This window comes from Dactylosporangium sp. McL0621 (genome assembly GCF_049995355.1).
Classification (GTDB): Bacteria; Actinomycetota; Actinomycetes; order Mycobacteriales; family Micromonosporaceae; genus Dactylosporangium.
On sequence record NZ_CP188259.1, the window covers coordinates 513002 to 535859 of the forward strand.

The window sequence follows — 22858 nt, forward strand, 5'->3', positions numbered from 1 at the left end:
ATCTTCAAAGGCATGTCACAGGAAACGGGGCCGGCGCTCGAGATTGCCGGGCTTACCAAGCGCTTCGGGGACAAGGTCGCCGTTGACGCCATCGATCTCGTTGTGCCGCAAGGGTCGTTCTTCGGGCTCGTCGGGCAGAACGGCGCCGGGAAGACGACCACGTTGTCGATGGCGGTTGGGCTTTTGCGTCCGGATGGCGGCGTGGCGCGCATCTTCGGACAGGACGTTTGGACGGCGCCGGCCAAGGCCAAGGCGCTCGTCGGGGTGCTGCCCGACGGGCTCGCGATGCCCGAGCGGCTCACCGGGCGCGAAGTGCTGACGTACCTCGGGCTGCTGCGCGGGATGGACAAGAGCGTCGTTGCGCAGCGTGCAAGTGAGCTGCTCGCCGTGCTCGAGCTCGATGACGCGGAACGCACGCTCGTGATCGAGTACAGCACCGGTATGCGCAAGAAGATCGGGCTCGCCACCGCGTTGTTGCACGCGCCGCGGCTGTTGGTGCTCGATGAGCCGTTCGAGGCTGTCGATCCGGTGTCCGCGGCGACCATCAAGACGATTCTGCGCGGGTTCGTCGCCGCGGGCGGGTCGATCGTGTTGTCCAGTCACGTCATGGCGCTGGTCGAGCAGCTGTGCGACCACGTCGGGGTGGTCGACGGCGGCAAGGTCGTCGCCGCGGGTCCGCTCGGGTCCGTGCGCGGCGCGCGGTCAATGGAGGAGACGTTCGTGGAGCTGGTCGGCGGGGAGCGGGCCGGGATGTCGAAGGAGCTGTCGTGGCTGTCGAAGTGACCATGGCGCAGATGAAGGTCGCGGTGATGCGGCACTCGTACCGCGGGCAGCGCGCCCAGATGGCCGGCACCGGTGCGGCCATCGGGGTCCTGCTGGCGGCCGGGACCGCGTTCCTCGGGTACCTGAGCCCGGACTATCTCGCCGCCGGGCTCGCCGTGTGGCTGCTCGGCTGGATGCTCGGCCCGGTGTTCATGGGCGGCGGGGACGAGACCCTGCGCCCGGAGTACTTCTCGATGCTCGGCATCTCGCCGCGGCGCCTCGCGGCCGAGCTGCTCACCGCGTCGTTCGTCGGCGTCGCGCCGCTGGTGACGCTCGGGGCGCTCGCGGGACTGATCGTGGCCGGCGCGCGACTGGGCGTGGTCAATGCGCTGGTGGCGGTACCGGCGATGCTTCTGCAGTTGGCAGTTTTCGTGCTGCTGTCGAAGATCTCGGTGGCCGTCGTCGGGCAGGCCCTGCGGTCGCGGGTCGGCGCGATCGTGGCGGGCGTCATCAACGGCGTCGTGTTGTCGTCGCTCGGCCAGATCTGGGTGTTCATGGTCGCGTTCGGGGTGGCGGGTACGCCGGCCGCGGTGTGGTACCTGCCCTCGTCCTGGGGCCTGCTGGCCGTCCGGGGCCAGTGGTGGGCGCTGGGCGCACTGGCTGCACTGGTACTGCTGCTGCTCGGTCTCTGGGCCGCGCTGCTCGGTCGCCGGGCCGGTCGTCCGCGAGTGTCCGGACGGGCACAGCGCCCGATCACCGCGTCCACCGCGGCCGGGGCCGTCGTCGCCAAGGAAATGCGCACTTGGACGCGCGACCTTGTCCGTAACCACCAGCTCGCGTTCGCACTCGCCTACGGCTTCTGGTTCGCCGCCAGCCCGCTGGTGATCGGCTGGAACGGGATGCTGCCGTACGCCGGGCCGATCTTCGTCGTGATGGCCGCCGGCATGGCCTCGAACCTGTACGGCACCGACGGCACCGCGCTGTGGCTCACGATGATGACCCCGGGTGCTTCCGACGTCCGCGGCCGCCAGCTCGCCTGGATCACCACGCAGGGAACGATCGCAATCGCACTGTCCGTTGTGTGCACCGCGATCGTCGGTGGTCCGTGGCCGCTGATCCTGGCGCTCCTGGCCGCACTGCTCGGCGGCGCGGCCGGGCTCGTGCCGCTGGTCTCGGTCTACGCGCTCGTGCCGGCCACCGACCCGCACCGCCGCACCGGCAACCCGCTGCGCACCAGCGAGGACGACGGCGGGCTGACCGGCCTGGCGTACCTCATGCTGTTCCTCGTCCTGCTGACCGGCGTGCCCGCGGGCCTGGCCGCGCTGTGGCTCGGCTGGGCGGGGGTTGCGGTCGGTGTTGTCACGGGCGCGCTGTGCTACTGGCTCTTCGGCCGGCTCGCCGAGCGCCGGCTGCGCACCCATGGCCCCGAACTGCTCGACACCATGCGCACGGGGCGCAAGCCGGCGTCGTCGGCCATGAAGGGCTATGACGAGCTGTCCAAGACCCAGAAGAACATCGCCGGCCTGGGCTTCGGCCTCGGCGCCATCCCGCTGTTCCCGCAGGGCATCGTCGCGCTGGTCTTCGTGGCCAACGGCAAGGCGGACATGTCGTGGTTCCTGGCCACGTACCTGCCGTCGCCGTGGAACTACGCGGTGGCGATCGGGTTCATCCTGCTCGGCCTCGGGCTGTACGGAAGCGCGCTGTGGGTCGTGCGGAAGCGGCCAGAAGCTGACCGCATCCCCGCCTAAAGTTCCCGGTATGACGACGACTGATACCGCCGAGCGCGCCGATCTGCTGGAGTCCCTGGGCGTCGCTCGCCACTTCCTCAAGTACGCCGTGCAGGGCCTGACCGACGAGCAGGCGCGGCAGCGCCCCACGGTGAGCGAGCTGACCCTCGGCGGTCTGATCAAGCACGTGAGCGAGGTCGAGCGGCAGTGGGCGCGGTTCATCACCGAGGGCGCGGTCGCCGTGGCCATGCCCGAGGACGAGCGCGGCTTCCAGGAGTGGGCCAACGGCTTCAAACTGCTGGAGGACGAGACTTTGGCCGAAATCCTGCAGCGGTACGACGCAATCGCCGCCGAAACCGACAAACTCCTGCAGACGTGCGACCTCGACGCCTCCCATGAGCTCCCGCCGGCCCCCTGGTTCAAGCCGGGCGCGCGCCGCTCGGCCCGCCGCACGTTCGCGCACATCCTCGCCGAGACCGCGCAGCACTCCGGCCACGCCGACATCCTGCGCGAGTCGATCGACGGACAGAAGACCATGGGTTGATCGCCAGGCGTCTGCACGTGCATGCACACGTGCAGATGTACTTGTATTACTCAAGGGTAAGTCGGCACTATACAGCGCGTGAACTTAGAGGGGTGCCAGTGTGGGCACGGCTCGAGACGAGAGCTGCTGAGCTTGTTCGCGTTGGAAGCGCTGCTGACGGGCCTCGCCGTGCTCGGGGCCGTGCTGGCGCAGCCGGAGCTGGCCGTGGTGGCCGGGGTCGGCTGCGTCAGCCTCGCCGACCGGATCGCCGGTCGGCTCGCCGAGCGAGGCTCGGTGTCGCGGTGAGGGCGCCGGGACCGGCGTCGGGGGCTGAGCCGGCGGCCGCGCGTGCCGATCGCCGGGCGGCGCCCGGGCCGGCTTCGGGAGCCGAGGCGGCGGCCGTGCGTGCCGATCGCCGGGCGGGGCCCGTTGTCGCGGTGAAGGCGCCCGGGCCGGCGTCGGGGGCTGAGCCGGCGGCCGTGCGGGCCGATCGCCGGGCGGGGCCCGTTGTCGCGGTGAAGGCGCCCGGGCCGGCGCCGCGGGCCGAGCCGGCCACCGCCCGCCCGCAGGTGGTCTGGGAGATGATCGGCCGGCAGCTCCGGGACTTTCGCAACGCGCGCGACATCAGCCGCGCGGAGGCTGGGCGGCACATCGGCAGTGACGAAACGAAGATCAGTCGGCTCGAGCTCGGCCGGGTCAAGGTGAAGGAAGAGGACCTGGTGCGGCTCCTCGACCTGTATCGGGTCACCAGCGTCGCCGAGCGGCGCGCGATCCTGGACCTCACGCAGCGAGCCACCAACCGCCAGTGGTGGTACCAGCACCGCGACCTGCTGGCCGACTGGTTCTGCTCCTATCTGCTGCTCGAGTCGGCGGCGCACCTGATCAGGACGTACGAGGCGCAATTCATCCCCGGCCTGCTGCAGACCCGGGCGTACGCCGAGGCGGTCATGCGGCTGCGGTACACCGACGAGGCCGAGGTGCGGCGCCGGGTTGACGTGCGGATGGAGCGCCAGCGCATCCTGCACGAGCAGCGCTCGACGCGCGTGTGGGCGGTGGTCGAGGAGGCCGCGCTCCGCCTGCAGATCGGCGGGCCGCACGTCATGCGCGAGCAGCTGAAGGCGCTCGTGCAGGCCAACGAGCGGCGGTACATCAGGATTCAGGTGCTGCCGAACAGCGCCGGCGGCCACGCGGGCACCGGCACCTCGTTCTCGATCCTGCGGCTGCGCAGCGAGAAGCTGCTCGATGTCGTGTACCTGGAGCAGTTGGAGAGCGCGCAGTTCTTCACCGACGTGTGGCAGTCCGACCCGTACTTCGAGGCGTGGTTGCGGCTCAGCGTCGCGGCCGGTAAGCCGGACGACACCACGGCGGTCTTCGCGGACCTCCTGCGCGAGTCGATCGACGGGCAGAAGACCATGAGCTGAGAGGTCAACTTCGATGGCGCCGAGGGTTGCATAGTGCGATTATCTATGTACATTATGCAACCCCCGGATCCGTTCTAGGAGGGCGTCATGGATCGTGACGCGACGCGGACCGACGAGATCAGCCCCCGGCAGCAGGATCGGGACGACGACGTCCTGAAGCGGCTGGAGCTCGACGCCGAAGTGCCCGTGCGGCGCCATCGCCGCCGCGAGTACCCCGGGCCTGACGAGGGGTGACATCCGCTGGACCAGATGCTTGCACAGTGCAATGATGGTGGTGTGCACCGGCTCCGCTGAGGAGGGCGTCATGGATCGCAACGGGCACCACCACGTGGCGCGGATCGACGACACTGTCACTCCGGCCAACCTGCACGAGCGCGCCGAGGCGGTCGCCGTGCCGGACTTCAACTATCTGGAACAGCCCGTCGAGGCGATCGTCGAGGTGCTCACCCACGTGCGCCGTCACCGGAAGCGCGAGCAACCGGACGAGCACCACTGACCAGCGCGGTCAGCAGGGCCAGCGCGATCGTCCCGGCGGTGATCGCGCCGAGCGTCAGCCACGGCACCGTGATCGTCAGCGGGCCCGTCACGCGTAGCAGCGTGAGCCACAGGCCGCCGACGGCTATGAATGCGCAGGCGGACGCGAGTACGACACCGATCGCCACCGAAATGAGCACTTCGAGCAGCGAAACGCGCAGGATCTGCGACCGCAGGGCGCCGAGCAGCCGCAGCGTGCGGTGCTCGCCGGCGCGGTCCGGCGCGGCCATGAGCAGCGTGTTCACGAGGCTGAGCGCGGTGTAGCCGAGCACGATCGCGAGCACCACGAACAGCCCGGTGCGGCTCGCGCTCGGGCCGGCCGTCCGGGCGTTCGAATACGTCGCATTGTGTCCGGGCGGGAGCGGGACGCGCGCGGACAGGTACGCCACGGTCGGCCGCGCCGAGAAGGCGTTGCCCGCCCCGACCAGCAGGTCCGCCGGGCCGCCCAGCGGCAGCTCGCCGATCACGCGCAGCGCGGCCGGTGAGCCGTCCGCGAGCCACACGTGCGCCGTCGAGCCGACCGGCAGCGCGAGGTCCGGCGTCACCATTACCGCGTCGTCGGGCACCCACGTGACCGCCAGGGCTTCGCGGCGGATGAGCACGGTGTCACCCTCCAGCGTGTAAACGCTCGTCGGCGTCGAGAACTGTGCATCCGGCAGTGCGCGAACGAGCTCTTGATCCAGACCCGCCCCGCCGGTCGCCACCACCGTCGCCGCGGCCGGGATCGGCGGCTTGTCCAGCGCGGTCTTCGCGGTGTCGGTAAGCGCCGACGCGGTGAGCAGGGCGGCCGCGAGCCCCACGGTCACGAGCACCGGCGCCGCGATCGCCGCCGTCCGGCGCGCCGATGCCCGCGCCGATGCCGACGCGACCAGGCCGGTCGCCCCGCGCGGCCGGTCCAGCGCCGCGGCCAGCGCCCGGGCCACCGGCCGGACCAGGGCCGGCGCGAGGAGCCCGGCCGCGGCGACGAGCAGCATCACGACCGGCATGTACGTCTTGCGGTTCGTCGCCGAGCCCGGGTCGCCGATGGCCGTGACCGCCATCGTGACCAGCGCCGTGCCCAGCACCCCGAGGCCGAGCACCCACCGTGTCAGCGGCATGACCCGCGGCTCGACCGCCGTCTCCCGCAGCGCCTCTCCGGGCCGCACCCGGCCGGCCCGCCAGGCCGCGGCGAGCGCACCGAGCAGAGCGACGGCGACGCCGGTACCGAACGAAGTCCACAGTGGCCAGTGCGCGTTGCTGAGCGTGGAGACCCACGCGGGGACAAAATGCGACGAGATTCGTGCAGCGAGCCAAGGCCCCGCGGCGGTGCCCGCGGCCGCGGCGGTGACGGCGACGAGCAGCGCCTCGGCGTACACCATCCGCCTGATCTGTCCCGGGGTCGCCCCCGTCGCCCGCAGGAGCGCGAACTCGGCCCGGCGCTGGGCCACGGCGAAGGCGAACGTGGACGCGACGACGAAGATCGCCACGAACGCGGCGAACCCGAGCGCGATGCCCACGATCGTCGCGGCGTTGTTGCGATCGCGCGCGTCCGGCTCGCGGTTTGCGTCGAGGCGTGCGCGATCCTGTCCGGTGAGCACGATCGCGCGGTCGCCGATGACGGAACGCACATCGTCCGCGGGGCGGGTCAGCGCGAGCGCGTCGACACGGGGGTGGAGGGCGGCGGCGCGGGCGTCGGTGAAGAAGACGGCCGGCTGCGGTCCGTCGGTGACGATGCCGACGATCGTGTACCGCATGAGCCCGCCGTCCGTCACGACCGGCACCCGGTCGCCGAGCCGCCCGTCGGCGACCGCGATCTCGTCGTCCGCGGCCGGCGCCCGGCCCTGGCGCAGCGCCTGCCCGTCGAGGCCGAGCGCGGACCAGGGGCGCCCGACCCCGTCGCGGCCGTAGTACGCGCGGAAGACCCGGTCCACGACCGCGTCCGGGAGCGCGGCGACGACATCGGCCGGCACGCCCCGCGGCTCGGCCAGCGGCGCGCTCGCCCCGCCCCGCCCGGTCGGCACGGTGAGCGTCTGGGACGCGGCCACGACGACGGGCGCGGCGGAGTACCGCTGCGGGGGTCTCGGCGGCGCGGTCACCGTCGTGTCCAGGACCAGCCCGAGCGCGGCCATCAACGCCGAGCCGAGCGCGAGCGCGATGAAGGTGCCCACGAACGACAGGCGGCGCAGCCTGATGGTGGCCGCGGCGATGCGGATCACGCCGGCACCGACTCACGCACGACGCGACCGTCGGTGAGGGTGACGATACGGTCCGCGAACGAGGCGGCGACGGGGTCGTGCGTCACCATCACGATCGTCTGGCCGTGCTCGTCTACGAGCCCGCGCAGCAGCCGCAGCACGTCGCCGCCGCTCGCGGTGTCCAGGGCCCCGGTCGGCTCGTCCGCGAACAGCACCGCGGGTTTCGTGACGAGCGCCCGGGCGATCGCGACCCGCTGCTGCTGCCCGCCGGACAGCTCGTGCGGCCGGTGTCCGCCCCGGTCGCCCAAACCGACACTTTGGAGCGCTCGTTCGAGCTCGCTCGTGTCCGTACGTTGTCCGGCCAGCCGCATGGGCAGGCCCACGTTCTGCCGCGCGGTGAGCGCCGGCAGCAGGTTGAACCCCTGGAACACGAACCCGATCCGCCGCCTGCGCAGCAGGGTCAGCCGCCGCTCGCTCAGCCCCGTGAGGTCCTGCCCGTCGAGCACCACGCGCCCGCTCGTCGGCCGGTCCAGCCCCGCCGCGCACTGCAGCAGCGTCGACTTGCCCGAGCCGGAGGGGCCCATGACCGCCGTGAAGGTTCCGGGCCCGAAGTCCACGGAGACGTTGTCGAGGGCGGTGACGCCGTTCGGGTACCGCCGGATGACCTCTTGCAACTGCACTCCCATACCGAAAAGCTAGGAATCGCGGGACCCGAGCCGGTACCGGACACATGACCGGTCGGGCCCCTACGGGCGGTAGGGTCGGTGATCGTGCTCTGGGGGCGGGAGGCCGATCAGGCGCTTGTCGCACGCGTGCTGAGCCGGGCCCGCGCCGGGTCCAGCGCCGTGCTGGTGCTGCGCGGCGACCCCGGCATCGGCAAGACCGCGCTGCTGCGGCAGGCCCGCGACGCCGCCGCCGGGATGACGGTGCTGCGGTGCGCGGGGGTCGAGACCGAGGCGGAGGTACCGTTCGCCGCCCTCCACCAGCTGCTGCACCCCGTGCTCGGCCGCGTCGACGCCCTGCCTCCCCTGCAGGCCGACGCGCTGCGGGCCGCGCTCGGGCTCGGCCCCGCGGCCGGCGGCGACGAGCTGCTCATCGGCGTGGCGGTGCTGTCGCTGCTGGCCGAGGTGGGCCCGGTCGCGTGCTTCGTCGACGACGCGCACTGGCTCGACCGCGCCTCCGCCCAGGCGCTGCTCTTCGCGGCGCGGCGGCTGGAGGCCGAGGCGGTGGCCCTGCTGGTGGCCACCCGCGATGCCTTCGGGGATCTGCCCCACCACATGCTGCGGCCGCTGTCGCCCGACGCGGCCGCGCACCTGGTCGGGCCGGTGCCCGCCGCCGTCCGGGACCGCATCGTCGCCGAGGCCGCGGGCAACCCCCTCGCGCTGCTCGAACTGCCACGGTCCGTCGCCGATGACCGCCCGCTGCCACTACCCGAACGCATTCAACAGGCCTTCGCTGCACGTTTGGACACGTTGCCGGCCGAGGCCCTGCTCCTGGCGGCCACCGACGACGAGGCCGACCTCGCCACCCTCGTGCGCGCCGGTGCAGAGATGGACACCCTCGCGCAGGCGGAACGCGCACATCTCATCGAAGTCGTCGACGGCCGCGTCATCTTCATGCATCCGTTGCTGCGCGCCGCCGCGTACCGGCACGCCACCTTCGACCGCCGCCTCGCCGCGCACCGCGCCCTCGCTGGCGTCGTCGACGACCCGGATCGCCGTGCCTGGCACCTGGCGGCCGCCGCGACCGGGCCCGATGAGGACGCGGCGGCGGCCCTGGAGGAGGCGGCCGAGCGGGCGCGGGGCCGCAAGGGGTACGCGGCCACGGCGGCCGCCCTCCGCCGCGCCGCGGACCTGAGCCCGGGCGCGCATCGGGTTCCCCGGTTGGTGTCCGCCGCCGAGGCGGCCGACGCGGCGGGCCAGCCCGACCAGGTCCGCTCGCTGCTGGAGCGCCTGCCTCTGGATCATGCTCTGGCGTTGCGGGCCAAGCTGGCCTTCGACGACGGCGACGCCGCGACCGCGCACGACCTGCTGCTGAGCGCCGCCGCCGGCGCGCCCCGCTCCGTCGCCGGCCCGATGCTCTTCGACGCGGCCCGCAACGCGTGGCTGCTCGGCGACGCGGCGCGCCTGGCCGAGGTGTCCCGCCTCCTGCACGCGCGCGGCCTGCGCTCCGCCGCCGGCCTCGACGCCGCCCTGGCCGCCGTGAACGGCACTGCGCCGCCGCCCGAGGGGGTGGCCGCGATGGCCGAGCTGGTCGCCGAGGCCGACGGGCTCGACGCCGCCTTCGTCGCCGGCCTGATCGGCGCCTTCGAGGCGAGCCGCGACATCGCCGCCTCGGTGGCCGCCCGGGCGAGGGCCGAGGGCGCGGTCGGCCGCCTGCCGCGCGCGCACGCGACCCTGGCCGCGGCCGAGCTGCACCTGGGACGCTTCCGCGACGCGGTGGCCACGGCGGCCGAGGGCCTCCAGCTGGCCGCCGACCCGACGGTGCGGGCCCAGCTCGAGGGCGTCCTGGCCTGGATCGCCGCGGCCCGGGGCGAGGAACGCATTGCCGGGGGTGCCGATCAGGCCTGGTCGGTGTGGGCCCTGGCCCTGCTGGATCTGGGCCGGGGTCGCTTCGCGGAGGCCTCGGACCGCCTGGAGTCCGCCCTCGCGGGTCCGGCCGGCCGCCGCATCCAGGCCGTGTACCTGACCCCCGACCGGGCCGAGGCCGCGCTCCGGGCCGGCCACCGCGCCCGCGCCGAGGCCGCCTGCGCCCGCTTCGAGACCTGGGCCGCGGCGTGCCCGTCGCCCTGGGCCACGGCCGCCCTGACCCGCTGCCGCGCGCTGCTGTCCCCGGTCGACACCGTCCCCGCCGACTTCCCGTGGGAGGCCGCCCGCACCCATCTGATCCTGGGCGAGCGCCTGCGCCGCGAGCGCCGCAAGACCGAGGCGCGCACGCACCTGCGTACCGCCGCCGATCTTTTCGACCGGCTGGGCGCCGACCCGTGGTCCGAGCGCGCACGGGCGGAGCTGCGCGCGGCGGGCGAGGCGATCCCGGCCCGCACGGGCGATTCCCTGGCCGCGCTGTCACCCCAGGAGCTGCAGATCGTGCGCCTGGCCGCGGCGGGCCGGACCAACCGCGAGATCGCCGCGACGCTGTTCATCAGCCCGAAGACGGTCAGCTACCACCTGTACCGCGCGTTCCCGAAACTCAACGTCACGAGCCGCACCCAGCTCGGCCGCCTCGACCTGAGCTAGAGCCGGCGTTGTCCAGCGCACGGTGTAATTTACAGCGACCATCGCCGATGTGACGTAACATCCCGTGGCCCGGTTGCAGGGTTGTTGCAGGCGGTTGACGCGCGTTTCGAAAACGCCCTAGGTTCCCGTTCAGGAAAGCGCTTTCCCCTGAATGGAGGAGCAGATGCAATCCAGTTCCACGCGGCGGCGGGTGCGGCTCGCGCTCGCCGCCGCGTCCGGTGTCGTCGCGGTGGCGGGGGTGACGCTGGTCGCCACGAACTCGGCGTCCGCGGCCACCGTCGACACCAACGCGACGTACGTGTTCGTCAACCACAACAGCGGCAAGGTCATCGACGTCTACAACTGGGCGACGAACGACGGCGCGCCGGTCAACCAGTGGTCGCGCAACGACCTCGCCGTCCAGCAGTGGAAGTTCGTCGACGCCGGCTCGGGGTACTACAAGATCAAGTCGGTGATGAGCGGCAAGGTGCTCGACCTGCCCAACGCCACCGACGGCCTGCAGCTCGTGCAGAACGCCGACAACGGCTCGACCACGCAGCACTTCCGGCTGCAGGACTCGTCGGGCGGGTACGTCCGTTTCGTCAACCGCCACAGCAACAAGGTCATCGAGACCTGGCAGTGGTCCACCGCCGACGGGGCCATGCTCGACGGGTACACGAACCTCGACGGCGCGAACCAGCAGTGGCAGCTGGTCAAGCTGGGCTCCGGCGGCGGGGGCAGCACCCCGACCACCGGCGGCGGCAGCACCCCGACCGGCGCGTGGCCGTCCGCGAGCGGCTCCGCGTCCGTGAGCGGCACGATCAAGGTCAGCGGGACCCTCGACGGCGGCATGAAGCGGTACTGCTGCATCGGTGACGGTGGCCAGAGCGAGAGCCAGGACCCGATGTTCGAGCTCGCCGACGGCGCGACGCTCAAGAACGTCATCATCGGCTCCCCGGCCGGCGACGGCGTGCACTGCCTCGGCCGCTGCACCATCCAGAACGTGTGGTGGGAGGACGTGGGCGAGGACGCCGCGACCTTCCTGGGCACCAGCGGTGGCGACTCGTACGTCATCGGCGGCGGCGCCAAGTCGGCCTCCGACAAGGTGTTCCAGCACAACGGCAACGGCACCGTGCACATCAGCAACTTCTACGCCAGCGACATCGGCAAGCTGTACCGCGGCTGCGGCAACTGCACCAACCACTACGAGCGCCACGTGACCGTCGACAACGTGCTGCTGAACAAGACCAAGTACGTGGTCGGCATCAACACCAACTGGGGCGACACCGCCACGTTGTCCCGGGTGGTCGTGCAGAGCTCGTCCGGCATCCACATCTGCGCGGAGTACACGGGCGTGGCGAAGGGCAGCGAGCCGAAGTATCTCGGCGACGGCATGGGCGACGGCCACTGCAACTTCAAGTCGTCCGACATCACCTACAAGTAGTGGCCGCGGGCGGCGGGCGGCTCGGGCCGCCCGCCGCTCTAGCGGTTGGTGAACCCGAAGACCGGCCGCTCCATCGAGATGCTGTCGGCGGTGATGTTCGTGATGACCGTGTCGCCGCGCGGAGCACTCGACTCAGGCGATGAAGCCGGTGAAGCCGGTGAAGCCGTGGCGGCCGTCAAGGCCCCGGACGGGGGCGCGAAGCGGTCGGGCACGTGCAGCCAGGCGTCCTCACGCAGTTCCTTGTTCTCGACCGCGACCCGGGCGAACCGTGCCGGGTCGTGGCCGGTGTGCGCCTGCTCGATCACGTCCTCGAAGATCACGCGGGAGACGATCACGGCGAGGTCGGCGCGCCCGTCGGCGAGCGCCGCGCGGGTCACCGGCGCGTCCACGAGCCGGCTCACCTGCACGACGCCCTTGCCGGCGAAGCCCATCGGGGCCGGCTTCACGACGCCGTGGTGGATGCCGAGCCGCAGCCGGAGGCGGTGCTCGGGCCGCGCGAACCGGTTGCGCCGCCCGAGCGCCGTGTTGAGCTCGCGCACGAAGTCGTCGACGACGCGTACCTCGGACTCCGGCTCGGGCAGCACGGCGAGCTCGCCGTCCCCGGCCGGCTGGCGATCCCACCCGGACCGGTCCAGCCCCGCCCGGCGGGCCGCCTCGTCGAGCACCGCGGGCAGTGCGTGCTGGAGGTCGTCCTGGTCGATGTCGACGCGCCCGCCGTACCCGCTGGCGTCGACGCCGATCAGCAGGCGCCGTACGAATCCGTCAATCGACATCACTGCAGCCTAGGTTCGGTCGCGACCGCCGCGGCACCGCCGGACGGCCGGGCGATTCCGGTTAGTACGCGCCGGCGACGGTGAGGATTCCCATCGCGGCGACGGCCGCGGCCAGCAGCGTGACCGAGGCCTGCAGCAGACGGTGTTTGCGCCAGTTGAGCCGGCTCATCCGTACCAGCTGGCTGGACATCATCGCCAGCTCGTCGTCGGGCGTCAGGGTGTTCAGGTGGCCCGTCAGTTCGACCGGCTGCCAGTGGCGCAGGTGCCCGAAGTACACCGAATGCCGCGCGAACTCGACCCGGTGCATCCGGCGCGGGCCCAGGATCGGCAGGACCACCGCGGCCGTGGTCGCCATCGCGGCCAGCAGGAGCAACAGGATCACCGCGACCGGCCAGTCGCGGTGGCCGTCCGGGGTGCCGACGACGAAGACGGCCGCGCCGCCCTCGACCGCGAGCAGGATCGACGCCTTCACATCGGCGCGGGTGGTCCAGGACTCGAGGGCGGCGTGCACGCGCCACGCGAACTCGTTCGGGTTCATGCCCCCAGCGTGCGGCGCATCGCCCGGCGTGACCCCCGATTTCTGGGGCGTTGCCGTGTCAGGAACTCGCCAGGAAGCTGAGGTCGCGCCCGTTGCTGTAGTTGCGCGCGGCGTACCGCGGGGTTGCCCCGTGCGCGGTCTCGGCCATCGGGTCCGCGCCCGCCGCCAGCAGCCCGCGGATCAGCTCGGGGGAGCCGCCCTGCATCACCGCCTCGTACAGCGGCGTCCGGCCGATCCGGTCCGCCCCGTCGACCGGCACGCCCGCGGCCAGCAGCGCCGGCAGGGCCCGCTCGTGGTCGAGCCAGATCGCCATGTGCAGCAGCGACCAGCCGTTGTTCGCGCGCATCCGGGGGTCGATGGTGCCGTCGGCGAGGCCGCGCAGCAGGTACTCCGTGTCGCCGAACTGCAGCCGGTGCATGACCGCGCGGCGGTGTTCGTGCAGGGCCTTGGGCAGCCGCGCGCCGCCCTGCTGCCAGGCCTGCTCGACGGCGTAGCAGCCGTGGCTCTCGCCGCCCAGTGCGCGCAGGGCCGCCTCGCGCCGCTGCTCCGGCTCGTCGTGGTCCAGCAGCGTGAGGGCGCCGCCCGTGATCGTGAGCCGGTGCCAGACCCCACCGCAGCGCGAGCGACAGAATGCCGAGGAATCAGATATATCTCGCGACGGGGTATAAGTCCGAAAAGTCCGATCACGAAGTGTCGGACTTTTCGTGGCAACGTCCCGAATGAGCGGGTGCAGTTCCGCCGGCGACAGAAGACCGGCGGTGAGGAGGGCGAGATCCGGCGGCACCGACGACGTCGGAATGCGCACCGGGATCTCCAGGTACTCGCTGGGGTCGGACGGCTCCGCCCGCAGTGAGGACACGTGCAGGGTCAGGGTACGCACCCAGCATCGTCGCCACCCGATCCACGCCGAACGCCTCCGCCGCCTCCCGGGCCAGCGTCGCCACCCCGACCGGGCTGGTCGGCGAGGTCGCCGGGCGCTGCAGGCAGGAGAGGTCGTCGAAGTCCAGCGTGATCCCGCAGTGGCGCCAGGCCTGGTGGTAGTCGCCCGCGGCCAGCAGGGCGAAGACCTCCGGCGCGGCCCACTGCTCCGCCAGCCCGCCGGTCTCGCGGACGTCCCAGGTGTACCGCGGCGCGTAGTACCACCGCTGGTCCCGCAGGTCCGCCAGCGTCACGACGCTCAGGTGGGCCCGCTGTGGCCCCGTCGGCGACTGCGGCAGGCGCAGGTGCAGCAGCGGTTCCCCCGAGGCGCGGGCGCGGGGGGCGAGTACCGCCGCGACCTGGGCCTGCAGGGTGGACCGTCCGCCGCGGTGCCGCGGGAGGTGCCACCACAGCAGGTCGAGGGCCAGGTGGCGCAGGTCGTCCTCGAGCCGGTCGGCCGGGCCGGCGCCGAAGCGGGCGCGGACGACGGCCAGGTCGACGTCGACCGTGACCGGCATCAGGGTGGCGGCGGCGCGCCAGTCGCCCCGGGCGCGGGCCGAGGCCGCCGCCGCCACGAGCTCGGGCGGTGGCATCTCGGCGCGGATGTTGCGCCACAAGGGCAGCTCACGCGGGTCGATGGGCAGGCCGACCGGATTCGAACCGGCGTCCTCCAACTTCGCAAGGTGGCGTGACGACCTCTGCACTACGGCCTGCCGCGCATGAGCGTAATCGTCCTCGACTCTCGGGGTGGACCCGGCGCCGCCGGGCGATCATGTCGCGGACCGTATCGACAGGGCTCACGTTTCGCTGCCCCGCGCCGGATGAGCTTGACCATGTTGAGATGCGGGTTCGCTTTGCCGACACTGCGTGATCAGCACCCGGTGTAAGGTAGCCCCGTCGAAGTGGCCCATATGAAGAGGAAACGATGGTCGACGTTGCGCTGCTGCTGGGCGGCCCGTCCGAGGAGCGCGGGATCTCGCTCAACTCCGCACGCTCCGTAGCGGATCACCTAGAGGGCGCGATCGTCAACCTGACCGAAATCATCTTCTTCGACCGGCAGAAGCGGCCCTACTCGATCCCCCGGGGCCTGCTGTACTGCAACACGCCCTCCGACTTCGACTTCAAGCTCGCCCACGAGGGCCGGCCGCTGACCGAGGACGAGCTGATCGCCCGCCTGCGCACGGCCGGGCTGGTCTTCCCCGTCATGCACGGCGAGTTCGGCGAGGACGGGCAGGTCCAGGCGCTGCTGGAGAAGGCCGGGGTGCCCTTCGTCGGCGCCGGCGCCGAGGCGTGCGCGACCGCCTTCGACAAGTACAAGGCCAAGCAGGCCCTCGACGGCCACGGCATCGGCGTGGTGCCCTCGGTGCTCGTCGACGCCTCCATGTCCGACGCCGAGGCCGAGCGGGTCGTGGCCGAGGCCTTCCCCGACGTGGCGAAGCTGGTGCTGAAGCCGGCGACCGGCGGCTCCAGCATCGACGTCTTCGTCGCCCGCGACCGGGCCGCGGTCGTCGGCATCCTGCGCACCCTGCGCCAGCGCCACGACCGCATCGTGATCCAGCCGCGCATGCACGGCGTCGAGGTCACCACCATCGTGCTCGAGAACGCCGACGGGCCGGTCGCGCTGATCCCGGTCGAGATCGAGCTGCAGAACCGGGCGACCGAGGACGAGATCTTCGACTACCGCCGCAAGTACCTGGCCAGCAACGACTCGCACTACCACTGCCCGCCGCCGCGCGACGACGAGACGATCGGCCGCATCCAGGCCATCGCCGAGTCCGTCTTCAAGCACCTCGGCCTGCGCGACTTCGCCCGCATCGACGCGTGGCTCGAGGAAGACGGCTCGGTGCTCGTCTCCGACGTCAACGTGATCAGCGGCATGGAGCAGAACAGCTTCCTGTTCGTGCAGGCCGCCCAGCTCGGCATGACCCACGCCGACGTGCTGCGCGAGGTCCTGCGGGCCGCGTCGCGCCGCAACGACCTCGACTTCCCGGTCGCCTACGACACCACCACGCAGACCGGCGAACCGGTCGCGGTGCTCTTCGGCGGCGCGACGGCCGAGCGGCAGGTGTCGGTCCTGAGCGGCACCAACGTGTGGCTGAAGCTGGCCCGGTCCGAGAAGTACGCGCCGATTCCGTACCTCCTGGCCCCCGACGGCACCGTCTGGCAGGTGTCGTACTCCTCCGCCCTGCGCCACTCCGTCGAGGAGATCGTGTACGCCTGCCGCGACGGCCTGCGCCTCGAGGAGCGCCGCCGCCGGCTCGCCGACCGGATCATCGAGCGCCTCGGGCTGCCCGCCGAGGCCTACAGCACCTCCGTGGCGCCCCCGGTGCAGCTGACGATGGAGGAGTTCCTCGACCGTCACGAGCTCGTCTTCATCGCCCTGCACGGCGGCGCGGGGGAGAACGGAACCCTGCAGGAGCTGCTGGACCGGCACAACATCCGGTACAACGGCTCGGGCCCGGCCGCGTCCCGCCTCTGCGCCGACAAGTACGAGACCGGCAAGGTCGTCGCGACGCTCGAGGGCGAGGGCATCCACACCGCCCGGCGCGTGCGCGTCGACGTCCCGGAGTCGTTCGACGAGGCCGCCATCGCGGAGCTCTGGCACGACATCATCACCGAGTGCACCGACAGCCGCGTGGTCGTCAAGCCGTTGGACGACGGCTGCTCGGCCGGCATCGTCCCGCTGGGCAACGCGGCCGACCTGCAGCGGTACCTCGAGCTGATCAACGCCGACGCGCGGCGCATCAAGGGCGCCGGCTTCTCCCTGCTCAGCCCCGACCAGCTCGTCGAGATGCCGACGAGCCGCCCCCAGCACCTGCTCTTCGAGGACTACATCGACACCGACGACGTGCGGGTCGAGGACCACTCCGGCCAGGCCGAGCTCCTCTGGGGCCGCGAGCGCGACACCGGCTGGATCGAGGTGACCGTGGGCGTGATCGGCCCGCACGGCGCCATGGTCGCGATGAACCCGTCGATCACCGTCGCGAGCGCGGGCATCCTCAGCCTCGAGGAGAAGTTCATGGGCGGCACCGGCATCAACATCACGCCGCCGCCCGGCCCGCCGCTCGGCCGCGTCGAGCCCGGGGCGGTCGACGCCGTGCGGGCCCGCGTCGCGCGCACCGCGAATGTGCTGGGCATGGAGGGGTACGGCCGGATCGATGCCTTCATGCACCGCAAGACCGGCGAGGTCATCATCATCGAGGCCAACTCGCTGCCGGGCCTGACGCCGGCGACCGTCTTCTACCACCAGGGCCTGGCCGAGGAGCCACCGGTGCCGCCGCGCCAGATCCTCGAGCGCATCCTGGACCTGGCCACGCACTCGTAACCCGGTCGGCGCGAGGGTTCAACAAGCCAGGGCCGAGCCGGAATCGGACGATGATCGGTTCCGGCGGCTCGGGCTGATCGGACGATTCGCAGCACCGCGGCCTGCACTACCGTCTGACGAATGATTGGCCGGTTTCTTGGATCGGTCGACTACCATGGCGTCATTCGAGGGAGCGATCATCTTCGATCGCGTCGGGCTGGCCACTGACAGGCAGGGTGCAGGTACATGTCGTGGATCAGGCATGTCCTAGGTGACGCGGCATGGCAAGGCATTGCGGGGATCATCGCATTGATCGGCATGGTCGCGGCGGCCATCCGATTCAGCTGGCGGAATGGGTCACGGCCAGGCGTGCCGGAAATGGGCAAGACGCCACCGACGGCGGTGGAGCCGCCGTCGGTGGTGGAAGCGCCTCCGGTGCGGCCGGAACAGGCGAGGCGCGTAACCGGACAGCAGGCGCAGTACTTCGACCTGTCGGACGAGGTGGGCGAGCGCGAATACTACGAGGCCCTCGCGGAGGGCATGCGCAACGCCAAGGAGAAGGTCTACCGAGTCGGCCGGGGATTTCATCGCGAACAGAGCCTGTCGATCTACCAAGCCCTTCAGCAGGCCGAAGAGGCGGCATTGCAGAGGAAAATCAAAGTCGTGCGGATTCAGGTCGGCAGCATGGTCGCGCAGAGCTGGGCCGCGGGCTACGCGCGAATGCTCGCAGATTATCCGAACTTCGAGATGGTTGCGGACTTCGACTACACCGGGCACAGCGACATCGCCGTCGTCGACCCGCATGGCCGCAACCCTTTCGTGAGCCTGCTGTTCGAGAGCCGGGAGCAGGAGCGGCTCGGGACGGTGGGGCGCGCCAAGATGGGCTTCATCGTTCGTGAGACCCAGGCCGCCGGTGATCTCTACGCCCTCCTGCTGGAGCAGGCGAACCGTTCACAGGTGCTGACCGCCCAGGCCGTCCGTGACCTCGCGCGCACGTACGTCTACTTCGGTTGGGGCGTGCACATGGCCGCGCGCAAGATGACGCAGGACGCCCCCGGCGCCGAGTGCAAAGGCGTCGCGGTTCTCCGGCACTGGCGCCGGAACATCAACGCCATGATTGACCGGCCCGCCGACCGGGCCACGATCGTCGAGAGCGAGAGCAAGGACAGCGATGACTGGTTCGACGGCGTGGCCTACGAGATGTCCTGGTGGGAGAAGGAGCGGCTGACGCGCCTGGAGAGCCGAGCCTACGCCCGGAGGGACGTGACGATCGAAATCGCGGGGGTGCCGGTCGATGCCTTCACATTCGTGCCGCTGCCGTCACCGAAGGGAAGCGCCGTGCTCCGGAGCGGCAGTTGGATCGACCTGGTCAAGGAAGGGGCGATCGAGAACGACATGACGCAGTTGCTCTCCGAGCTTCGGCGGGCGGGCGTTCCCTTCGGCGAACTGCGCCCGGATTCCCTTTGAACGTGCGCCCGAAGCAGATTCCGAGCGTCCGGCCGCTGCCTTTCCGGACATTTTTCCCTCGGTCGGTACTTCCGGTCGATCGCCGGACCGCCGGGTCCCGGGCGTAGCATTGTCGGCAACATACGTCAAGCGCTGCGATCTTGTTGCGTGAGTGAGCCAGGTCGTGCGGGCTGATCGGCGAAGGGGGCCACGGGTGAGCGAGACGGCCGGGTTACGCCGCCTCGACCTGCGACAACCCTTCGAGGTGCCTCCTGGCCGCAGCGAGGCGGTCGGGCTCGAGGTGGAGGTCGGCCTCGTGCGGCGCGACGCCGGGAAGAACGCCACCTACCCGCAGAGCTTCGCATTCCTGCTCGATATCGTCCGGCATTTTGACGGAAATCCTTTGATGGACGGTCCCAACCTCGTCGGGGTCGGCCTGGCCGGTGGTGCCGCATTCACCCTCGAAACCGGTGGGGCCGTCGAGTACTCCTCGCCGCCTTTTCCGACGGTCGCCGCCGCGGTCACGGATGTCCGCGACCGGCTGGGAGCCGCCGCCGGCATCGCCGCGGCCCACGGCCTTGCGCTGCTGACCGGAGGTATTACGCCGTTCGCCTCGCCCGGCGACATCGTCTGGAACCCCAAGGCGCGCGTTCAAATCATGCGCGACTATTTCCGGGCGATCGGCGGCGACGGTGCGCATGCCGACGAGGTCATGGGGCTGATTCTCTCCGCACAGACGTCCCTCGACTACACCAGCGGCGACGACCTGATGAGCAAGCTGCGGCTGCTCGTGCGGGCGTCGCCGGTCGTCGCGGCGCTGTTCGTGAACTCTCCCGTCGCCGCCCGGGAGCGCACCGGCGCACTGTCCCGGCGCATGCAGTATTGGCGCCGGTTTGACCCACGCCGCTGCGGGGTCCTCGGATTCGCGCTCGAACCGGGCGCCGGCATCGAGGACCTGATCGACTGGGCGGCGGGACTGCCGATGATCTACCGGCTCGTGGCGGGTACCCATGTCGCGGCACCGCCCGTCTCGTTCCGCCACGCGACGGAGTGCGGCTTCGGTGACGGCACCTACCCGACGACCGCCGACTGGGAGCTGCACCTCAGCCAGGTCTGGCCGCATGTTCGCGTCCGGCACACGCTCGAGCTGCGCCTGGCCGACGCACCGCCGTGGCCGTTCTTCGGGGCCGGTGCCGCGCTGTGGGCCGGGCTCGCGTACGACCCCCAGGCCCGCCATGCGGCCAACGACCTGCTGGCCGGCCTCTCGGCGGCCGAACTCGATCGCGCCTGCTCGGACGTGGCCGTCAAGGGGCTGAGCGCGACGGTCGGCCCGTATCCGGTCCAGGACGTCGCTCGCGAGCTGTTACGCCTGGCCCGGGCCGGCCTGCAGGCCCGGGTGCGGGCCGGCCTGGAGGCACACGAGGCACTCGCTTTGCTCGACCCGGTCGAGGAGGTGTGCGAAACGATGCAGACCTTCGCCGATCGCGCCCTCGACGCGTGGGATCGAGGCGAGCAGCACTACCTGCACGCGTTCAGCATTCCGGCCGGTTGATCCCCGCCGCTAGTGCTGGGTGAAGATGCGCTGGACGCGGGGGCCGACCTGGGTCAGCAGCTCGTGTGACACCGTCTCCATGGCCGCGGCGGCCTGCTCGATCGGGACCGAGAAGCCGGCGTACTGGCCGAAGATCAGCACGTCGGAGCCCACCTCGGCGTCCGGGTGGCCGGTGATGTCGATCGCCATCGAGTCCATCGAGATGGTGCCGGCGATCTCGCAGCGGCGGCCGTTCACGAGCACGTAGCCGACCTTGCGGAAGGCCCTCGGCACCGCGTCGTAGTAGCCGGCGGCGATCAGGGCGATCCGCGTGTCCGGGGTCTGGGCGCGGAACAGGCCGCCGTACCCGACCCGCTCGCCCGGGGCCATGTCGTGGATCTCCACGATCCGCGACACCAGGCCGACGCCCGGGGTGAGGTTGATCAGGCTGCTGGTCGCCGTCGAGGGCTGCAGGCCGTAGAGGCCGATGCCGATGCGCACCATGTCGTAACGCGCCTCCGGGAAGCGGATCGTGGCGGCCGTGGCGCTGGTGTGGCGTACGACATCCTCGAAGCCCATCTCGGCCGCCGCTGCGCACACCGAGCCGAACCGCTTGAGCTGCTCGCGGGTCAGGTCGTCCTCGTCCGGGTCGTCGGGGCAGCCGAGGTGGCTCATCAGGCCGGCCAGCCGCAGGTGCTCGCTGCGCCTGAGCTTGCCCAGCAGCTCGATCGCGGCCTCCGGGTACAGCCCGCTGCGATGCATCCCCGAGTCCACCTCGACGTGCACGTCCAGCCGGCGCCCGCTCACGGCGGCGGCGCGACCGGCGGCGTCGTACATCTCCACCGAGTACAGCGACGGCGTCAGCCGGTGCCGGACGAGCCGCTCGAGATCGCCGGGCACGGCGAGGAAGACGAGGATCGGCATCTGTACGCCCGCGCGGCGCAGGGCGATGCCCTCGTCGGCGGTGGCCACACCGAGCCAGTCGACGCCGGCCTCGCGCAGCGTGTGCGCGACGGTGAGGGGGTTGGTGCCGTACGCCTCCGCCTTCACGACCCCCATCAGCTTCGTGTGCGGGCCGACGAGCTTGCGGAAGGCGGCGACGTTGTCCTTCACGGCGGCGAGGTCCACGTAGAGCCGGGTCGCGGCCGCGGTCTCCACCAGGTGCATCCAGGAGTCGGTGACCATGGTGTCCCGCGGTACGTGCACCAGCGCCACGTCGTCCGGCCGCAGCTCGGTGGCGACGAACGCGCGCATGCGGTCCTCGTCCGCGAAGCGGTGCACGGGCACGTCGCCGCCGGCGAGCGCCGCCTCGATCAGGCCGTGGGCCTCGTCGGCCAGGCCGCAGACCAGCCGTACGTTCTCCGCCCGCAGGCAGCGCGCCATCGCCTCGGCGCCCTCGGCGGTCAGCCCGGCCAGCGGGTCACCGATGATCATGAGGGTGCGGCCCTGCGCGCCCATGAGCGAGCGCGCCGTGCGCAGGGCGCTGCTCAGCGCCAGCGGGTCGGTGTTGGCCAGCTCGCCGACGACCGTCGCGCCGTCGGGCCGGCGCCACATCTGCATCCGCGTCGAGGGCGGGGTGTAGTCGGCGACGGCCGCCAGCAGCTCGGCCGGCCCCGCGCCGAGCAGGGTCGCGGCACCCATCGCGAGCTCGAGGTCGCTGAGGACCTCCGGCGACGGGGTCGCGATCAGCAGGTCCTCCTCGGCCCCGCCGGGCAGCGTCGCCCGCACCAGCGACGAGCGCTCGACGTGCCGCAGCCGGGTAAGCCGGGGCAGCGCGGCGTCCCCGGCCGGCAGCAGGCGCGCCTTCGAGATTTGACGGGCCATTTCGTGTACCGCCGGATCCTCCTCGCCCATCAGCAGCCACCCGTCCTCGGGCAACCCGGCCGCCATGCTCAGCAGCTCGCGGGCGTGCTCGTCGCGACTGCCGAAGCTCTGCCCGCTGCGCGAGCCCAGGTTCGTGAACACGACCGCGCGCGGGTCGACCATGCGCGCCAGGCGGGCCATCTCGCCGGGCTCGGTCGCGGCCGCCTCGATCACGGCGACCGGCACGTCGGCCGGGCACTGCAGCACCGACAGGGCCACGCCGAGCTGGCTGTTGTAGCTGCCCGGGCTCCCGTACGTCATCCGGTGCGCCGAGAGCAGCCCGACGAGCGCGTCCTTGGTGAGGGTCTTGCCGTTGCTGCCGACGACCGCCACGAACGTCGTCGAGGTCAGCTTCCGCCGCCACCACACCGCCATCGCCTGGAGCGCGGCGAGCGGGTCCGCGACGGCGATGAGGGGTCCCTGGCCGTCCAGGTCGCCGAGCCTCGCCTGGTCCACGACCGCGGCGATGGCCCCGTTCGCGAGGGCCCGCGCCACGAATCGGTGACCATCCGTGACACCCTGGAGAGCGAAGAAGAGACTGTCGGCCTGCAACCGGTCCGAGTGGATGGCGACGCTGCCGACCTCGCGCTCTCCCTCAGGGAAGCGCACCGTTCCGCCGACGATCGACGCCACCTCGGCGACCGAGACTGGGTCCATTCGCCGAATGGTAGCTGGAGTGCGCTGC

General features: G+C 71.7%; 19 protein-coding genes and 1 tRNA gene. 12 read left to right on the top strand and 8 right to left on the bottom strand.

The features are described 5' to 3' along the window. The first annotated feature begins 12 nt into the window (after nt 1–12). The 7 genes from ACPPVO_RS02330 to ACPPVO_RS02360 all read left to right on the top strand — a co-directional run bounded on the left by ACPPVO_RS02330 (nt 13) and on the right by ACPPVO_RS02360 (nt 4929). A complete protein-coding gene (locus ACPPVO_RS02330) occupies nt 13–783 on the top strand; it encodes an ABC transporter ATP-binding protein (RefSeq protein ID WP_426509664.1) in 771 nt (256 codons plus the stop codon). Beyond that, the gene (locus ACPPVO_RS02335; RefSeq protein WP_426509666.1) at nt 768–2510 is read left to right on the top strand and encodes a hypothetical protein; all 1743 of its coding nucleotides are present in this window, start codon (nt 768–770) and stop codon (nt 2508–2510) included. The genes ACPPVO_RS02330 and ACPPVO_RS02335 overlap by 16 nt, the downstream gene beginning before the upstream one ends. A gap of 10 nt (nt 2511–2520) precedes the next feature. Then, complete coding sequence (locus tag ACPPVO_RS02340; protein WP_426509668.1) at nt 2521–3033, top strand: DinB family protein; 513 nt, start codon at nt 2521–2523, stop codon at nt 3031–3033. Nucleotides 3034–3165: 132 nt separating this feature from the next. Then, nucleotides 3166–3318, top strand: a complete 153-nt coding sequence (locus tag ACPPVO_RS02345; protein ID WP_426509669.1) for a hypothetical protein — start codon at nt 3166–3168, stop codon at nt 3316–3318. Between the two features lie 95 nt (nt 3319–3413). Beyond that, a complete protein-coding gene (locus tag ACPPVO_RS02350; RefSeq protein ID WP_426509670.1) occupies nt 3414–4433 on the top strand; it encodes a helix-turn-helix domain-containing protein in 1020 nt (339 codons plus the stop codon). A gap of 87 nt (nt 4434–4520) precedes the next feature. Further along, complete coding sequence (locus ACPPVO_RS02355) at nt 4521–4667, top strand: hypothetical protein (protein WP_426509671.1); 147 nt, start codon at nt 4521–4523, stop codon at nt 4665–4667. Between the two features lie 70 nt (nt 4668–4737). Beyond that, nucleotides 4738–4929, top strand: coding sequence for a hypothetical protein (locus ACPPVO_RS02360; RefSeq protein ID WP_426509672.1), 192 nt, complete (start codon nt 4738–4740; stop codon nt 4927–4929). On the opposite strand, the gene ACPPVO_RS02365 is transcribed toward ACPPVO_RS02360, so the two are convergent. Both ACPPVO_RS02365 and ACPPVO_RS02370 read right to left on the bottom strand, forming a co-directional pair. Beyond that, nucleotides 4877–7162: an FtsX-like permease family protein gene (locus ACPPVO_RS02365; RefSeq protein ID WP_426509673.1), complete on the bottom strand. Its 2286-nt coding sequence runs from the start codon at nt 7160–7162 to the stop codon at nt 4877–4879. The genes ACPPVO_RS02360 and ACPPVO_RS02365 overlap by 53 nt on opposite strands. After that, entirely contained in the window at nt 7159–7827 is a 669-nt protein-coding gene (locus ACPPVO_RS02370) for an ABC transporter ATP-binding protein (RefSeq protein WP_426509674.1), read from the bottom strand. The genes ACPPVO_RS02365 and ACPPVO_RS02370 overlap by 4 nt, the downstream gene beginning before the upstream one ends. 78 nt (nt 7828–7905) lie before the next feature. Between ACPPVO_RS02370 and ACPPVO_RS02375 the strand changes: the two genes are divergently transcribed. Both ACPPVO_RS02375 and ACPPVO_RS02380 read left to right on the top strand, forming a co-directional pair. Next, nucleotides 7906–10377: a LuxR C-terminal-related transcriptional regulator gene (locus tag ACPPVO_RS02375; RefSeq protein ID WP_426509675.1), complete on the top strand. Its 2472-nt coding sequence runs from the start codon at nt 7906–7908 to the stop codon at nt 10375–10377. Between the two features lie 163 nt (nt 10378–10540). Beyond that, on the top strand, nt 10541–11800 hold the full coding sequence (locus ACPPVO_RS02380) for a pectate lyase (RefSeq protein WP_426509676.1): 1260 nt from the start codon (nt 10541–10543) through the stop codon (nt 11798–11800). A gap of 38 nt (nt 11801–11838) precedes the next feature. Here ACPPVO_RS02380 and ACPPVO_RS02385 read toward each other — a convergent pair whose 3' ends face one another. The 5 genes from ACPPVO_RS02385 to ACPPVO_RS02405 form a co-directional block, all read right to left on the bottom strand. Then, on the bottom strand, nt 11839–12573 hold the full coding sequence (locus ACPPVO_RS02385; protein WP_426509677.1) for a hypothetical protein: 735 nt from the start codon (nt 12571–12573) through the stop codon (nt 11839–11841). Between the two features lie 61 nt (nt 12574–12634). Further along, nucleotides 12635–13111 (bottom strand): Pycsar system effector family protein, encoded by a 477-nt coding sequence (locus ACPPVO_RS02390; RefSeq protein ID WP_426509678.1) that lies wholly within the window; start codon nt 13109–13111, stop codon nt 12635–12637. Between the two features lie 58 nt (nt 13112–13169). Then, nucleotides 13170–13529 carry an ankyrin repeat domain-containing protein gene (locus tag ACPPVO_RS02395; RefSeq protein ID WP_426509679.1) on the bottom strand — a complete coding sequence of 120 codons (360 nt, stop codon included), beginning with the start codon at nt 13527–13529 and terminating at the stop codon, nt 13170–13172. Between the two features lie 265 nt (nt 13530–13794). Next, a complete protein-coding gene (locus ACPPVO_RS02400; RefSeq protein WP_426509680.1) occupies nt 13795–14703 on the bottom strand; it encodes a hypothetical protein in 909 nt (302 codons plus the stop codon). Continuing rightward, nucleotides 14667–14742 (bottom strand) — tRNA-Arg (locus tag ACPPVO_RS02405). The genes ACPPVO_RS02400 and ACPPVO_RS02405 overlap by 37 nt, the downstream gene beginning before the upstream one ends. Before the next feature lie 212 nt (nt 14743–14954). On the opposite strand from ACPPVO_RS02405, the gene ACPPVO_RS02410 reads away from it, so the two are divergent. From ACPPVO_RS02410 to ACPPVO_RS02420, 3 genes are all read left to right on the top strand, one after another. Further along, nucleotides 14955–17354, top strand: a complete 2400-nt coding sequence (locus ACPPVO_RS02410) for a hypothetical protein (protein WP_426509681.1) — start codon at nt 14955–14957, stop codon at nt 17352–17354. Between the two features lie 225 nt (nt 17355–17579). Further along, nucleotides 17580–18800 (top strand): gamma-glutamylcyclotransferase family protein, encoded by a 1221-nt coding sequence (locus ACPPVO_RS02415; RefSeq protein ID WP_426509682.1) that lies wholly within the window; start codon nt 17580–17582, stop codon nt 18798–18800. 193 nt (nt 18801–18993) lie between these two features. Continuing rightward, entirely contained in the window at nt 18994–20331 is a 1338-nt protein-coding gene (locus ACPPVO_RS02420; protein WP_426509683.1) for a glutamate-cysteine ligase family protein, read from the top strand. 9 nt (nt 20332–20340) lie between these two features. Here the strand turns inward: ACPPVO_RS02420 and alr are convergent, their stop codons facing one another. Next, the gene (alr, locus tag ACPPVO_RS02425) at nt 20341–22830 is read right to left on the bottom strand and encodes an alanine racemase (RefSeq protein ID WP_426509684.1); all 2490 of its coding nucleotides are present in this window, start codon (nt 22828–22830) and stop codon (nt 20341–20343) included. Nucleotides 22831–22858: the final 28 nt, after the last annotated feature.